This is a genomic window from Bradyrhizobium lablabi (genome assembly GCF_001440475.1).
GTDB classification, from domain to species: Bacteria; Pseudomonadota; Alphaproteobacteria; order Rhizobiales; family Xanthobacteraceae; genus Bradyrhizobium; species Bradyrhizobium lablabi.
This window is the reverse complement of sequence record NZ_LLYB01000046.1, coordinates 53,328-67,552: the sequence shown is the minus strand read 5'-3', so window position 1 is coordinate 67,552 and position 14,225 is coordinate 53,328. Positions and strand designations below refer to the sequence as shown.

Annotated in this window: 12 protein-coding genes and 1 tRNA gene; 10 read left to right on the top strand and 3 right to left on the bottom strand. The window is 63.3% G+C overall.

Going from position 1 to position 14,225, the window contains the following annotated elements; translation table 11 throughout:
- Positions 1-130: 130 nt before the first annotated feature.
- The 9 genes from CQ14_RS05930 (at position 131) to CQ14_RS05890 (ending at position 9,526) form a co-directional block, all read left to right on the top strand.
- Entirely contained in the window at positions 131-1,048 is a 918-nt protein-coding gene (locus CQ14_RS05930) for a carbohydrate ABC transporter permease (protein WP_156434737.1), read from the top strand.
- Between the two features lie 18 nt (positions 1,049-1,066).
- A complete protein-coding gene (locus tag CQ14_RS05925) occupies positions 1,067-1,924 on the top strand; it encodes a carbohydrate ABC transporter permease (RefSeq protein WP_057856995.1) in 858 nt (285 codons plus the stop codon).
- A gap of 4 nt (positions 1,925-1,928) precedes the next feature.
- A complete protein-coding gene (locus CQ14_RS05920) occupies positions 1,929-3,032 on the top strand; it encodes an ABC transporter ATP-binding protein (RefSeq protein ID WP_057856994.1) in 1,104 nt (367 codons plus the stop codon).
- Positions 3,033-3,048: 16 nt separating this feature from the next.
- Entirely contained in the window at positions 3,049-4,164 is a 1,116-nt protein-coding gene (locus tag CQ14_RS05915) for an ABC transporter ATP-binding protein (RefSeq protein ID WP_057856993.1), read from the top strand.
- Between the two features lie 2 nt (positions 4,165-4,166).
- Positions 4,167-5,747, top strand: a complete 1,581-nt coding sequence (locus CQ14_RS05910) for an FGGY-family carbohydrate kinase (RefSeq protein ID WP_057856992.1) — start codon at positions 4,167-4,169, stop codon at positions 5,745-5,747.
- Complete coding sequence (locus CQ14_RS05905; RefSeq protein WP_057857216.1) at positions 5,740-6,780, top strand: 2-hydroxyacid dehydrogenase; 1,041 nt, start codon at positions 5,740-5,742, stop codon at positions 6,778-6,780. Before CQ14_RS05910 ends, CQ14_RS05905 begins: the two co-directional genes overlap by 8 nt.
- 15 nt (positions 6,781-6,795) lie before the next feature.
- A complete protein-coding gene (locus CQ14_RS05900) occupies positions 6,796-7,533 on the top strand; it encodes a class II aldolase/adducin family protein (protein WP_057856991.1) in 738 nt (245 codons plus the stop codon).
- Positions 7,530-9,044: a glycerol-3-phosphate dehydrogenase gene (locus tag CQ14_RS05895; protein ID WP_057856990.1), complete on the top strand. Its 1,515-nt coding sequence runs from the start codon at positions 7,530-7,532 to the stop codon at positions 9,042-9,044. Before CQ14_RS05900 ends, CQ14_RS05895 begins: the two co-directional genes overlap by 4 nt.
- A gap of 206 nt (positions 9,045-9,250) precedes the next feature.
- Entirely contained in the window at positions 9,251-9,526 is a 276-nt protein-coding gene (locus CQ14_RS05890) for a hypothetical protein (RefSeq protein ID WP_057856989.1), read from the top strand.
- Positions 9,527-10,096: 570 nt separating this feature from the next.
- Here the strand turns inward: CQ14_RS05890 and CQ14_RS05880 are convergent.
- Both CQ14_RS05880 and CQ14_RS05875 read right to left on the bottom strand, forming a co-directional pair.
- Positions 10,097-10,170: transfer RNA gene (locus CQ14_RS05880), tRNA-Gln, on the bottom strand.
- A gap of 191 nt (positions 10,171-10,361) precedes the next feature.
- Complete coding sequence (locus CQ14_RS05875) at positions 10,362-11,054, bottom strand: TetR/AcrR family transcriptional regulator (RefSeq protein WP_057856987.1); 693 nt, start codon at positions 11,052-11,054, stop codon at positions 10,362-10,364.
- A gap of 153 nt (positions 11,055-11,207) precedes the next feature.
- Here CQ14_RS05875 and CQ14_RS05870 point away from each other — a divergent pair, with 153 nt between their 5' ends.
- Positions 11,208-13,496, top strand: coding sequence for an arylsulfatase (locus CQ14_RS05870; protein ID WP_057857215.1), 2,289 nt, complete (start codon positions 11,208-11,210; stop codon positions 13,494-13,496).
- A gap of 135 nt (positions 13,497-13,631) precedes the next feature.
- Here the strand turns inward: CQ14_RS05870 and CQ14_RS05865 are convergent, their stop codons facing one another.
- Positions 13,632-14,198 (bottom strand): invasion associated locus B family protein, encoded by a 567-nt coding sequence (locus CQ14_RS05865; RefSeq protein WP_430650138.1) that lies wholly within the window; start codon positions 14,196-14,198, stop codon positions 13,632-13,634.
- Between the last annotated feature and the right edge of the window lie 27 nt (positions 14,199-14,225).

Here is a 14,225-nt window from a genome sequence, read left to right as displayed (position 1 = left end):
CTGGGTTGATCAATTACGTGGTGTCGGTTTCCGCCGCACCATGCAAGCCGTCGGCCTGGACTACACCTGTCCAGGCCGACGGCATTCCGNGCAAGCCGTTCGAGTCCCTGTCACCATGACCATGCTGCAAATGCTCCGGACGAGCGGGCGCGTTGACCGCAAGGCAAGGCCACGTGGGCAGATCCTGCCGTACGTGCTGAGCCTGCCGGCGCTGCTCGTCTGTGTGGCCATCCTTGTTCCGTTCGTGACCGCGGCGATCTATTCGCTGCAGCGCTATCGGCTGAACCTGCCATATCTGCGCGGCTTCATCGGCCTGCAGAACTACATCGATTTCCTCTCTGATCCCGCGTTCTGGAATACGTTTCGTATCTCGCTCACCTATACTGCATTGACCGTCGTGCTCGAGCTCCTGCTCGGTCTCGCGATCGCGCTGCTGCTGCGGCGGCCGAGCCGCTTCCACAATGCAGTCTCGATCGCGCTGCTGTTGCCGTTGATGACCGCGCCCGCCATCGCGGCGTTGATGTGGAAGCTGATGACCAATCCGAGTTTTGGAATCCTGTCGTACCTGGTCAGCCTGTTTGGCATCAATGATTTCAAATGGGCCTCGGATCCGTCGACCGCGCTGTTCACGGTCGTGCTGGTCGATATCTGGGTCTACACGCCCTTCATCATGATCCTGCTGCTCGCCGGATTGCGGTCGCTGCCGCGGCAGCCGTTCGAGGCGGCGGCGCTCGACGGAGTGCCGGCAAGTTTCGTATTCTTCCGGATCACGCTTCCGATGCTGGCGCCGTACATCATTACGGCCTCGCTGTTTCGTCTGCTCGACTCGATCCAGCAGTTCGACATCATTTACGCCATGACGCAGGGCGGTCCCGGCGACAGGCTGATGGTGTTTCAGGTCCAGGCCTATCTTGAATTCTTCCAATATACCAATGTGGGCCGCTCGACCGCGCTGTTGATGATCCTTTGGCTCATCACCAACATCCTGTCGAATATCTTCATCAAGAACTGGCTGCGGCTGCGCGCACGTGCGCACCATCAGGCGTGACGGTCGGGGAGAGCGGCGATGGAACATGTCAGTCTTGCAGGTCGCATCTTCCGGGGCGTGGCGCTCACGCTCATCCTCGTCTTCTTCATGTTTCCGATCTTCTGGATCCTCCTGATGTCGTTCCAGACCAACGAGCAGATCCTGCGGATTCCGCCCCGTATCTATTTCGAACCGACGCTCGCCAATTACGAGGCGCTGATCTCGGGCCAGCTACGTACCGCGGCTGGCAATCTCCAGATCTCCTTCATGCGGAATCTCTTCAACAGTTTTGTGCTGTCGAGCGCGGCGGTGGTGTTGGCGCTGCTGCTCGGCGTGCCGGCGGCCTACGCCTTTGCGCGCTACAAGTTCCGGCTGGGCGAGACGATCGCGTTCACGCTGCTGTCGTTCCGTTTCGCGCCGCCGCTGCTCGTGCTGCTGCCGTTATCGCTCTACTATCAGCAGCTCGGTCTCAATGACACCTATTTCGGCATCGTCTGGGTCTATCAGCTGATCGCGCTGCCTTTGATCCTGTGGATCGTGCGCGGCTATTTTGAGGATATGAGCCCCGACATCGAACATGCCTATCGCCTTGCCGGCCATTCCTGGCGCGAGGCGTTCACCCGTATCGCCGTGCCGCTCGCCGGTCCGGGTATCGCGGCCGCCGGGCTGTTGTCGTTCATCTTCTGCTGGAACAATTTTGTCTTCGCCCTGATCCTGGCCTCCGCCGACAAACAGCCGGTGACGGTGGGCGCACTTGCTTTCGTCACCGCTTCGGGCATTCAGTATGGCCAGATCGCCGCGGCGATCGTGCTGTCGGTGATGCCGACCTTGCTGCTCGCGCTCTATGCGCAGCGCTATCTGGTCGAAGGCCTGTCCCTCGGCGCGGTGAAAGGCTGATCGCATGGCGCGGCTCGAACTTAAATCCGTCGGCAAGAGTTTTGGCGCGGCGCGCCCGGCCGACGGCGTTTCGCTGACCGTCGAACCCGGCGAAATTGTCGTCGTCTTCGGTCCGTCCGGTAGCGGAAAGACAGTGTTACTTCGCATGATCGCGGGCATGTTCGAGCCCGACGAGGGGGAAATTCTTGTCGGCGGTCGCTCCATTGTTGGTGCTGCGCCGGAGCGGCGCGGGATCGGCATGGCGTTCCAGAATTTCGCGCTGTTCCCGCACATGACCGCGCGTGATAATATCGCGAGCGGGCTGGGAGCAAGGGCCGCCGCATCCGACGCAGCTCCGCGAGTTGAGGCGATCAGCCGGCTCCTGAAGATCGAGCACGTGCTTGGTCATGCCCCGCGCGAATTGTCCAACGGCCAGAAGCAACGGACGGCGCTGGCGCGCGCGCTGATCGGCTACCCGGATGTGCTTCTGCTGGATGACCCGCTGCGCAACGTCGACGCCAAGTTGCGCTACGAAATGAGACTGGAACTGCCGAACCTGTTGCGCCGCGGCGCTGCCGCGGTTCTCTACGTCACACAGGATTATCGGGAAGCGATGGCGATCGCCGACCGCATCGCGGTGCTGGTCGACGGCCGGCTCGAGCAGGTCGCATCGGCCGAGCAGATCTATGTCACTCCGGCATCGGTTGCGGTCGCGCGGCTGTTCGGCGATCCCAGCATCAATCTCGCCGAAGTTACGCCGTTTGCCGAGCATGGCACGCTATCCGCGATGGTCTCCGGCGCGAAGGTGCGGCTCGGCTCGGCAGATGGGCATCTGCCGGACTGTCCGTGCTGGCTCGGCGTCCGGCCCGAGGATTTGGTGATTTCAGTCTCCGCCAGCGAGGACGCGATCCCGGCTCACATTCTTGCGGTCACTCCGATGCATGAGAAGGCGGTGTTGCTGCTGCGGCTTTCGGACGGGACGGAGTGGCTGACGGCGCTGCCGCCTGATGCACCGCATGGCGCCGCCAATGACGCGGTCTTCGTCCGTTTCGCGCCGGAAGCAGCGCTCTTGTTCGATCGCGCGACCGGACTTCGAATAGGTCTGTCGCATCGGCGGCAGGCGGCGTGACGGGAGCGGGATGACCATGGGCACGCTCGAACTTCGCGATCTCGACAAGGTGTACCGCAGCCGCGGCAAGCCGCCGGTGCATGCCGTCCGCTCCCTTAACATGAACATCGAGAAGGGCGAGATCGTTGCGCTGTTGGGATCGTCGGGATGCGGAAAGACCTCGACGTTGCGTATGATCGCGGGATTCGAGAGTGTGACGGCAGGCTCGATCGCGCTGCGCGGGCGGCGGATCGACGAGTTGCCGCCGGCGCGCCGGAAGGTGGCGATGGCCTTTGAAGGTTATTCGCTCTATCCGCCGCTGACCGTCCGCCAGAACATCGCGTTTGCGCTGAAATCCCAGCAGCTGTCGCGGAGCGAGGTATCGCGCCGCGTGGATACCGTCGCTCGGCTGGTCGAGATCGATGACATTCTGGAGAGTTTTCCGCGTGCGATTTCTGGAGGGCAGCAGCAGCGCGTCTCGCTGGCGCGCGCACTGGTGCGGTACGCCGATCTCTATTTGCTGGACGAGCCGATGGGGCAGCTCGAACCGCAGTTGCGGGCGGTGCTGCGTGGCCGGATCAAGAACCTGCTCGCAGAGCGTGAGATGACCGCGATCTTCGTCACCCACGATCAGACCGAGGCGAGCGCGCTGGCCGATCGCATCGCGGTCATGGAAGATGGGGTGCTGCAGCAATTCGCGAGTGAGAAGGAGCTGAAGAACCGCCCCGCCAACCTGTTCGTCGCAAGCTTCATCGGCGAGCCGCCGATGAACCTGCTCGCGGCGGATGTCGCGCGGTCGGATGGCGGCTTCGGCCTGTCGATCGGATCGGACATCTCCTTTCAGATGCGCGGCGATGCGCTCGGCCATACGGCGCAAAAAGCGCTTGGTGAGCTGTCGCGCGTGCGGGTAGGCATCCGGCCGCAGAAGATTGCCGTTGGGACGGGGGATGCGCGGGTGCGCGTCGTCTCCAACCAATGGCTTGGCGATCAATCGCATATCGCCGGCGAATGTGCCGGCAACCTGCTGATTGCCGTGATTCCGAGCCGGATTGCAGCACGGCCGGGAGACATCGTTCAGTTCGCGCTGGAGCCGCGTCACCTGCACATTTTTGGCCCCGATGACGCTTGCATTCACCACGCGGAGGTTTCCTGAAAATGGCCTCCACGCGCAGCCGAGACGTGATCATCGGCATCGATGCCGGCACTTCATTGATCAAGACCGTGGCGTTCACGCGGGACGGCCGGCAGCTCGGCGACTTCTGCCTGCCGAATACCTACAGCACGTCTCCCGGCGGTCGCGTTGAGCAGGACATGTCGCGCACCTGGAATGATACCGTTGCGGCGCTTCGCGGGCTTGCAATGAAGGTACCTGATCTTGCCTTGCGTGCGGCTGCCATCGCGGTCACCGGGCAGGGCGACGGCACGTGGCTCGTTGACGGTGACGGCCGGCCAGTCGGACCGGCGCTGCTCTGGCTCGACTCGCGTGCGGCCGCGCTCGTCGAGGCGATCCGCGGTAGCGAGCGCAACGCGCCGCTTTATCGGCGTACTGGCTCCGGGCTCAACGCCTGCCAGCAGGGGCCGCAATTGGCCTGGCTGCACACGCACGCTCCCGAGATCCTGTCGCGGGCCACGACGGCCTTTCACTGCAAGGACTGGCTCTATTTCCTGCTCACCGGCAAGCGCGCAACCGACCCGTCTGAGGCGACATTTTCGTGCGGTGACTTCCGCAAGCGTTGTTTTGACACCGAAACGGCGCGACTGATCGGCATTGCCGATCTGGTCAAACTGTTTCCTGAGGTTGTTGACGGTGCTTCCGTGACGCATCCGCTCAACGCTGCCGCCGCGGCGGAGACGGGGCTTCTTGAAGGCGTGCCGGTTTGTCTCGGCTATGTCGACGTGATCTGCACGGCGCTTGGCGCGGGGCTCTATGACCCGGATCCTGCGGTCGGCTGCACCATCATCGGTTCGACCGGGATGCATATGCGGCTAGTTCCGAACGCGGACGCGGTGGCGCTGAACACCGAGGCGACCGGCTACACCATGGCATTCCCGGTGCCCGGCCATTATGCTCAGATGCAATCCAACATGGCGGCCACGCTGAACATCGACTGGTTGCTCGATCTGGCGCTGGACCTCCTTGCCGTCGAGGGCGTAACCCGGTCGAGGGGCGACCTGATCGGGCGGCTTGACGAGGAAGTGCTGCAGGCGAAACCGGGTGAGGTGCTGTTTCATCCATTCATCTCCGATGCCGGCGAGCGCGGTCCGTTCGTGGCCCACGACGCTTGCGCGCAATTCTTCGGCCTGCGCTCGCGCCATCGCTACCGGGACCTGATGCGGGGGGTGATGGAGGGGCTCGCTTTCGCTGCCCGCGATTGCTACGCCGCCATGGGCGCTCTGCCGCGCGATGTTCGGATCACCGGTGGCGCGGCGCGCAGCCGCGCCCTTGGCGTTATCCTCGGTGCCGCGCTGGACTGCGATATCCAGGTCTGCAGCCGCGGCGAGGCTGGGGCTGCGGGCGCGGCGATGATCGCGGCCGTGGCGGTCGGCTTCTATCCGGACATGACCGCCTGCGCCGAGGATTGGGTTAAGCCGCATCTCAACGCGCCGCAGAAGCCGGATGCCGCGCTGGCGAGGCGGTATGCGCAGATGTTCCCGGCCTATCTCGATGCACGCCTTGCGTCGCGGCCGGTCTGGAAGCGGCTCGCTGCGCTGCGTGCGGGAGGCGATCATGTCTAATTCGATCGCCATCGTCGGGGATCGGTTCATGCTGCCGTCGGTCTTTGCCGAGCGGATCGCGGCCGCCTGCGGCAACGGCGTCAGTATTCGCACCCTGGAGCAACCCTGGCCGGACGAGCCGATGGAACACGGCTACGCGGGCTCGACGCTCGATGGGTTGAAGGAGTTCATGGGCGATCCCGATGAAGTCGCCGATTTCATCGGCGACGCCACGTTGCTCGTGACCCATCTGGCGCCGATCTCGCGGTCGATGCTGGAGCGTCTGCCGAAGCTCAAATTCATCGCGGTCTCGCGCGGCGGGCCGGTCAATATCGATATGCAAGCCGCACGTGATCACAACGTGCTGGTCGTCAATACGCCTGGCCGCAACGCCGGTGCGGTGGCCGAATTCACGATCGGCGCCATACTCGCCGAGACGCGCCTTATCCGCAGCGGCCATGAGGCGCTGCGGGCGGGCGAATGGCGCGGCGATCTCTATCGGGCCGATCGCACCGGGCGCGAGCTCGGCGAAATGACCGTCGGGATCATCGGTTATGGTGCGATCGGCAGCCGCGTGGTGAAACTGCTCAAGGCTTTCGGCTGCAAGCTCCTGGTGACCGATCCCTATGTCCAGCTCAGCGCGGCGGACCGCAACGATGGCGTCGAACATGTCGCGCTCAATCAATTGCTGACGCGCGCTGACGTCATCAGCCTGCATGCGCGGGTGACGCCTGAGACTACCGGATTCATCGGCCACGAGGCGCTCGCACGGGTGAAGAAGGGCGCGTTTCTGATCAACACCGCGCGCGGCCCGCTGGTCGATTATCAGGCGCTTTACGATGCGCTGGCGTCCGGCCAGCTCGGCGGCGCCATGCTCGATACTTTCGCCGTCGAGCCGGTGCCGTCCGACTGGCCGCTGCTGCGACTGCCGAACGTCACACTGACACCCCACATCGCCGGCGCTTCCGTGCGCACTGTCACCATCGCCGCCGATCAGGCGGCCGAAGAGGTTCGCCGCTTTCTCGCGGGCGAGCCGCCGCTCAATCCATGCTGAAGAAGGAATCACGACATGACCCGTGAGGAACGACAATTGCGCGAGGCGATCATCGCCAAGTGCCGATGGATGAACGCGTCGGGTCTCAATCAGGGCACCTCCGGCAACATCTCCGCCCGCTACAAGGACAGGATGCTGATCACGCCGTCAGCGACGCCGTATGACGCGATGGAGCCGGAGATGATTGCGTCGATGCCGCTCGAAGGCGCCTATGGCGAGTGGGATGGGCCGCTCCAGCCGTCCACCGAATGGCGCTTCCATCTCGATATCATGCGTGCCCGGCCGGATGTTGGCGGCATCGTCCACACCCATTCCACCTATGCCACCGTGCTCGCCATTGCGCGCAAGCCGATCCCGGCCTGCCATTATATGATGGCGGCGTTTGGCGGGACCGACATCCGCTGCGCCGGCTACGCGCGCTACGGCACCAAGGAATTGTCGGAGCTTGCGATCGCTGCGCTGGAAGGCCGCAACGGCTGCCTGCTGGCCAATCACGGCATGATTGCGCTGGGGGCCAATCTGGACAAAGCCATGTGGCTTGCGGTCGAACTCGAGACGATCGCACGGCAGTATTACCTGTCACTCGCCCTCGGCTCTGCCTGCATCCTCAGCGATGAGGAAATCGCGGAAACGGCGAGGGGATTTTCGACCTACGGCCTGCAGACCTCGCAGCCGAAGCCGGCGATGAAAGCGCGCACATCGGCCAAGGCCGCTCTGCGCCGGGCAGAGAAGAAGCGCAGCAGGAAACGATGACGGACACTGCGCCGGTCACGGGTAGGGATCGCGGGCTGGTCGACATCGCCATCATTGGCGGCGGAATAAATGGGGCTGGCATCGCGCGCGATGCCGCTGGTCGCGGGCTGAAAGTCCTGCTTTGCGAGAAGGGCGATTTCGCAGAAGGCACATCGTCGCGCTCAGGCAAGCTCGTGCATGGTGGCTTGCGTTACCTTGAATACTATGAATTCCGGCTGGTGCGCGAGGCCTTGATCGAGCGGGAAGTTCTGCTGGCCTCCGCGCCCCATATCATCTGGCCGCTTCGGTTCGTTCTGCCGCATTCGCCGAAGCAGCGACCCGCATGGCTGGTTCGGGCCGGGTTGTTCCTCTACGATCATCTCGGCGGCCGCAAGCGCCTGCCGCCAAGCCGCAGCCTCGACCTCTCGCGTGCTCCCGAAGGGAGGCCGCTGCGGCCCGAGTTTCGCCGCGCCTTCGAATATTCCGATTGCTGGGTCGACGATGCGCGGCTCGTGATCCTCAATCTCGTCGATGCCGCGCGTAACGGCGCCCGGGTATTGCCGCGCACCCGCGCGGTACGCGCATGCAGGGAAGGGGACAGCTGGCGGCTCGAGATGCAGGGCGAGGATGGCCGCGCGCAGGTCGTGCAAGCCCGCGTGCTCGTCAACGCGGCGGGACCCTGGGTGCAGGACGTCGTGCAGGGAGTAACCGGCCTGAATTCCGCTCACAATGTGCGGCTCGTCAAAGGCAGCCATATAGTGGTGCCGAAATTCTGGAGCGGGCCGCATGCCTACCTGCTGCAGAACGACGATCGCCGCGTCATCTTCGTCAATCCGTATGAAGACAATCTCGCACTGATCGGCACGACTGACATTCCCTATGACGGGCGTGCAGAGGAAGTGGCGATTGATGACGTGGAGCTCACCTATTTGCTTCAGGTCCTGCGCCGTTATTTTCGAAATGCACCGCAGGATCGCGATATCATTCATGCTTTTTCCGGCGTTCGGCCGCTCTATGACGACAATTCGGAAAATCCGTCCGCTGTGACGCGGGACTATGTCTTCGAGATCGACGGCACGCCCGGGCTTCCGCCGCTGCTTTCGATCTTCGGCGGCAAGATCACCACCTATCGCAGGCTGGCGGAACATGCGCTGCAGCGCCTGGGACCCTGGTTTCCGAAGATGTCGCCGGCGTGGACTGCGCATAAGCCGCTGCCGGGCGGCGATATTCCCGGCACATTCGATGATTTCGCTGCGGAGCTGGCCCGCGACTATGCCAGCCTCCCGCAGACGCTGGTCTATCACTGCGCGCGTCTGTACGGCACACGTGCGCGGGAACTGCTGGGGTCGTCCCGTTCCAGCGCGGATCTTGGATGCCATTTCGGCGGAGATTTCTACGAGCGCGAGGCGTCGTACCTTCGAGAAACGGAATGGGCCAGGAGCGCCGCTGATTTTCTGGAGCGGCGAACCAAGCATGGGCTGCATCTGAGCGCAACTCAGCGGGCCGTATTCGAAGCCAGCGTCGGAGCCTAAGTCCTCAACTGAGGACATCGTCGACTTCAATTCGCTACAGGTTGTGACCGGACGCGTTGTGGATCGGTCCGGCGGTGTGATCCAATTTCGTCATGTCGCTCACGTTCTATTGAGGTTTTTCCCAAATTGCGCCGACGTTGCGTCGCGCATGATCTGTCATCCCTGCGTTTGATCAATGCGGGACTTCATTGCCAAGGCTGATTTCCATGACCCGTATCGGTTACCGGATCATCCGCGCCGCAAACCAAGTGGGCGTCCGGAAGATCGAAGGCGAAGAAAAGCATCTGCGCGAGTTTCAATGCGGCGATCTTTTCGAGCCATCTCGGCTGGTTGCAGCGCTGAGACTTCGCGGCTCCGCATTGCTTACGATGGCAGACAAGTTCTCGAAATCCATTGGGACAGCGCGGGCGCATTCAACGTCGTTCATTTCGAAGAGGCAGTCGAATGGATCGGCTCGCTGGCTCGCGCGATGCCCCGATTGACATAGCGCGAGCCAGATCGACGCTTTTAGCTCTTAGGCAGCCATGGCGAGTACTGCACACGTCCAATATCGCCTGGTAGCCTGGCGCGAGCTTGCGCCAGCGATGCGCCATGAAACCTAGCCCATGATCAACGACGCCGGGGGCTCGGGGACATCCGCATCATTTAGGCGGATCGGGGTTGCGCGCGTCGGAGCATCTGCTTTGCCACGGTCGCGAGCATGTCTGTAAACTCGACGGACGGATACACGGCTCGTTCGATACCCAGATGTCTGAGCAATGGCGGACCGAGCAGGACAAGATCGCTCGGGAGATTGCGCGTCACCAGGCGGCCGACCGTTCGTATCTCGAAGAGGGGGCGCAATTGATTGAGCTTGCGCATGGCGCGCAAAGGCTCTTTGCAAAACAAGAAGCCCAGGAACAGCGANCGGCTTCTGAATTTCGTACTATCGAACTCGATCTGGAAAGATGGCGAGCNTCACCGCGACGTTCCGGCAACCCTTTAATCTGATTGCAGAAGCTACCGCAGTGGCATCGGGCGGAGGAGGCCTATATTCGCCCGGGCATCCGGCTTGGCTGGGGAACCTGGATTCGAACCAAGACAAACAGAGTCAGAGTCTGTTGTGCTACCGTTACACCATTCCCCAATCGATTATCCAATATAATCAAAGACTTATCTGATTATCTGGATAGATCGCCAGCGGCGGGATCTGGACAAATCACCGCGCTAAGGTTGGCGTCGTTCTACCCGCTCGGTCCTGTCTTTGGCAAGCGCGGAAGAAGGGGCATTTTGGGCTTCCGCCTGCGGATTCGAAGCATTGGACGCTCAAGCAGCCCGTCACTTCTTGCGCCTGTGACGCGCGGCAGACCGGGCGGGTGGCCGCTCAGTCATCTCCGCCTGCAGCAACAGCAGCAGGCAATTCGCCAGCCGTTCCTCCAGCTCCTCGTCGTGAACGGATAGCGGGCCGGGGTCGTTGAGGATGGCGTTGACCAGCGTGCCCAGCACGACCTGAAAGCCGAAGGCGATGGCGCGGGTCTTTGCGGCCTTGCGCTCCCGGCCCATGACGGCAAGGAGGATCGGCGTCGCATTGGCGACGTTGGCCCGCGCCAGCTCCTTGAATGTGGACCAGCGGTCCGGCCGTGTGTCGTCGTGCTGGAGTGCGGCGCGCAGCACGCCTTCGTGCTTGCGGATCCAGCCGATGGTGCCGCGGACGAGGAGGCAGGTGAGATCGGCAAGGTCGGCATCGGCCAGCCGCTTGTCCTCCTTCATGCGCAAAAGCCTGCTTTCGCCGTCGCGCGCGGCCAGCGCCATCAGCGCGTTGAAATAGGCGTCCTTGCTTTCGAACCGGCTGTAGAACGCGCCCACGGTAGCGCCGACCTGCCGGCACAGGGCCTCGATCGACAATTCCGCAAGGCTGTGGGTGCGCAGCATCTCCGCGCCGGCCTGGAGCAGGGCGGCCGTGGTCTCGCGGCTGCGCTTCTGCCGCGACGGGGTGACGCCGGGAAGGTCGAGTTCGGCCGATCGCTGCATCCGGAACTTGCTTCTCCATCCGAAATAATCATAATGATAATTCGGATTATGGTTTTAGGCAATGGCGCCGTGGCGCTCGGCCGAGCGCATGGGCGCCAGCAACGCGGCGAATCCCAGGAAACAACCGGGGTCGTGGATAAAAGGGAGCAGGCGATGGCGGCAGGCAGCGCAAAACCGTTCGGCGGCACCATTGGCAAGACGGTGGCGGGCTCAAAGCCCTGGTGGCCGCAGGCCGCCAAGCCGCCCGAGGGCGCGCCGAACATCCTGGTCGTGCTGTTCGACGATGTCGGCTTCTCCGATTTCGGCTGCTACGGCTCGGCCATCAAGACGCCGACCATCGACAAGCTCGCTGCCGAAGGCCTGCGCTATTCGGGCTTCCACACCACCGCGATGTGTTCGACCACGCGCGCGGCGCTCCTCACAGGGCGCAACCATCATTCGGTCGGCGTCGGCTGTCTCGCCAATTTCGACAGCGGCTATCCCGGCTATCGCGGCAAGATCGCGCGCGAGGCAGGGACGCTCGCCGAAATGCTGCGGCCGCACGGCTATCGCAACTACATGGTCGGCAAATGGCATGTCACGCCGCTCACCGAAAGCGGCGCCACCGGACCGTTCGACGGCTGGCCGCTCGGGCGCGGCTTCGATCGCTTCTACGGCTTTCTCGATGCGGAGACCGATCAGTTCGCGCCGGAGCTCGTCTCCGACAATGCCCACATCGACCCGCCCGGGACGTATGCGGACGGCTATCACCTCACGTCCGATTTGATCGACCAGTCGATCCGTTTCATCGCCGATCACACCTCCGATCGCCCCGATATTCCCTGGCTGACCTGGGTGGCGCTCGGCGCCTGCCATGCGCCGCACCAGGCGCCGATGGACATCATCAGGAGCTATGACGCGAAGTTCGCCCATGGCTGGGACGTCGAGCGCGAGCAGCGCATCGCGCGGCAGAAAGCGATGGGCCTCCTGCCGGAGGAGACCCGATTGCCCGCGCGCAATGACGGCGTGAAGGCGTGGGACGATCATGGCGCCGACGAAAGGCGCGTTTTCACGCGACTGCAAGCGGCCTTTGCCGGCATGCTCGATCACGCCGACCTGCATCTGGCGCGACTGATCGCGTTTCTCGACAAGGCCGGGATCCGCGACAACACGCTGATCCTGGTGCTGTCGGACAACGGCGCCAGCCAGGAGGGCGGCCCCTGGGGTTTTGTCAACGCGATGGGGCCGTACAATTTCCGCCCTGAACCGCCAGCGGAGAAGCTGCGGCGGATCGACGATATCGGCGGACCGGACTCGCACAGCAATTTTCCGCACGGCTGGGCGATGGCGTCGAACACGCCGCTGCGGCGCTACAAGCAGAACACCCATGGCGGCGGCATCCGCGATCCCTTTATCATGACCTGGCCGAACAAGATCGCCGCGCGGGGCGAGGTGCGCCATCAGTTCGTCCATGCTTGCGACCTGACGCCGACCTTGCTCGACCTGATCGGCATCAAAGCACCGACGGAAATCGGCGGCATCGCCCAGATGCCGCTCGAGGGCGAGAGCTTTGCGCGCTCCGTCACCGATGCATCCGCGCCGTCAAAATCGTCACCGCAATATTTCGAGATGTTCGGCCATCGCGGCCTCTGGCATGACGGGTGGAAAGCGGTCTCCTTCCATCCGTCGGGCACGCCGTTCGAGAACGACAAATGGGAGCTGTTTCATTTGGCGCAGGACTTTTCGGAAACGGACGATCTCGCGGCCAAGGAGCCCGGGCGGCTGGAGGCGATGATCAAGCTGTGGTGGAGCGAAGCCGAGAAGCACAATGTGCTGCCGCTCGACGACCGCTTCGGCCCGCGCTTTGCGGAGAACGCGGCGCGCTTCCACGGCGCGCGCAACAAGTTCACCTTTCACGCCGGCATGGGACACGTGCCGACCGACGTCGCGCCCGATGTGCGCAGCCGCAGCTACACCATCGAAGCCCAGGTCGAGATCGGCGAGGAGGGGGCCGAGGGCGTGCTGATCGCACATGGCGATGCGACCTCCGGCTACAGCCTCTACATCAAGGACGGCTTTTTGGTGCATGACCTCAACATCGGCGGCGGCCATGAGATCGTGACCTCCGATCGCAAGGTACCATCAGGCGCGCACCGGCTCGGCGTGCATGTCGAACGCCTGGTGCGGAGGGAGCCGCCGGCCAAGGGCTCGCGCACCGGCGTGACCGCCTATACGCTTCTGATCGACGGCGAGCCGGCAGGCTCGATCCAGACCCAGTTCGCCTTCAACAATTTCATCTCGTGGTCCGGCCTCGACATCGGCCGCGACCGCGCAAGCCCGGTCTCGCATTACGAGGCGCCGTTCGAGTTCACCGGCCAATTGCTGAAGGTGACGGTCGATATGCATGAAGACCAGAAGCTGGACGGCGAGGGGGTAGGCGCTGCTGAGATGGCGCGGCAGTAGCGCCTCCGTCATTGCGAGCGCAGCGAAGCAATCCATGCCTCGGCTTGCGGCGCTNTCGCGGAGCCTGTCATCGGGCGGCGCTTCGCGCCGACCCGTTGGCTCGCAACGACGGGGCTAGGTCTGCGGTCTACTTACCTACTTGATCTTGTCGTACGCCGCGGCAAAGTCCGCCAGCGGCATCGGGATCGCAATCGTTTCCTTGGCGAGATTCTGGAACGAGACCTTCAGCTGCTTGCCGGATTTCAAGGCGGTGAGCATTTCGGGCGAAATCTGGAGGTTGGCGTAGCAGCCGCGGGCCTCGCAGGTCTGGATATGCAGGTCAGACGCCTTGCCGTCATCGACCTGGAGTTTGGCGCCAGCCGGCAGGTTCAGCCCGAGCGGCAATTGGACGAGGCCGACCGGCGTGCGGGTGTCGGCGGGCACGCGGATATTGATCAGCACGATCAACTGGCCGGTCTTGGTCAGAACAGCGTTTTGCTCGATCGCGCATTCGAGCGGCGCGCCGCGGCTGGCGCTGCTGCACCGTGCAATCCAGCCCGGAGGGGCAGCCGCATTTGCTCCCTCGGCCGCAGCGGCGGCCGGTGCCGGGGTTGCCTGCGCCACAGGTGAGGGGTTCTTGGCTTTGGGTGCCTGGGCGTGGCTTTGCACGCAAAAAGAGAAAATTGTTGCGATTGCAATCGTAAGCCTTGCAGCAATTGTCACGATCCAGCTCCGAAATGAACACTATTC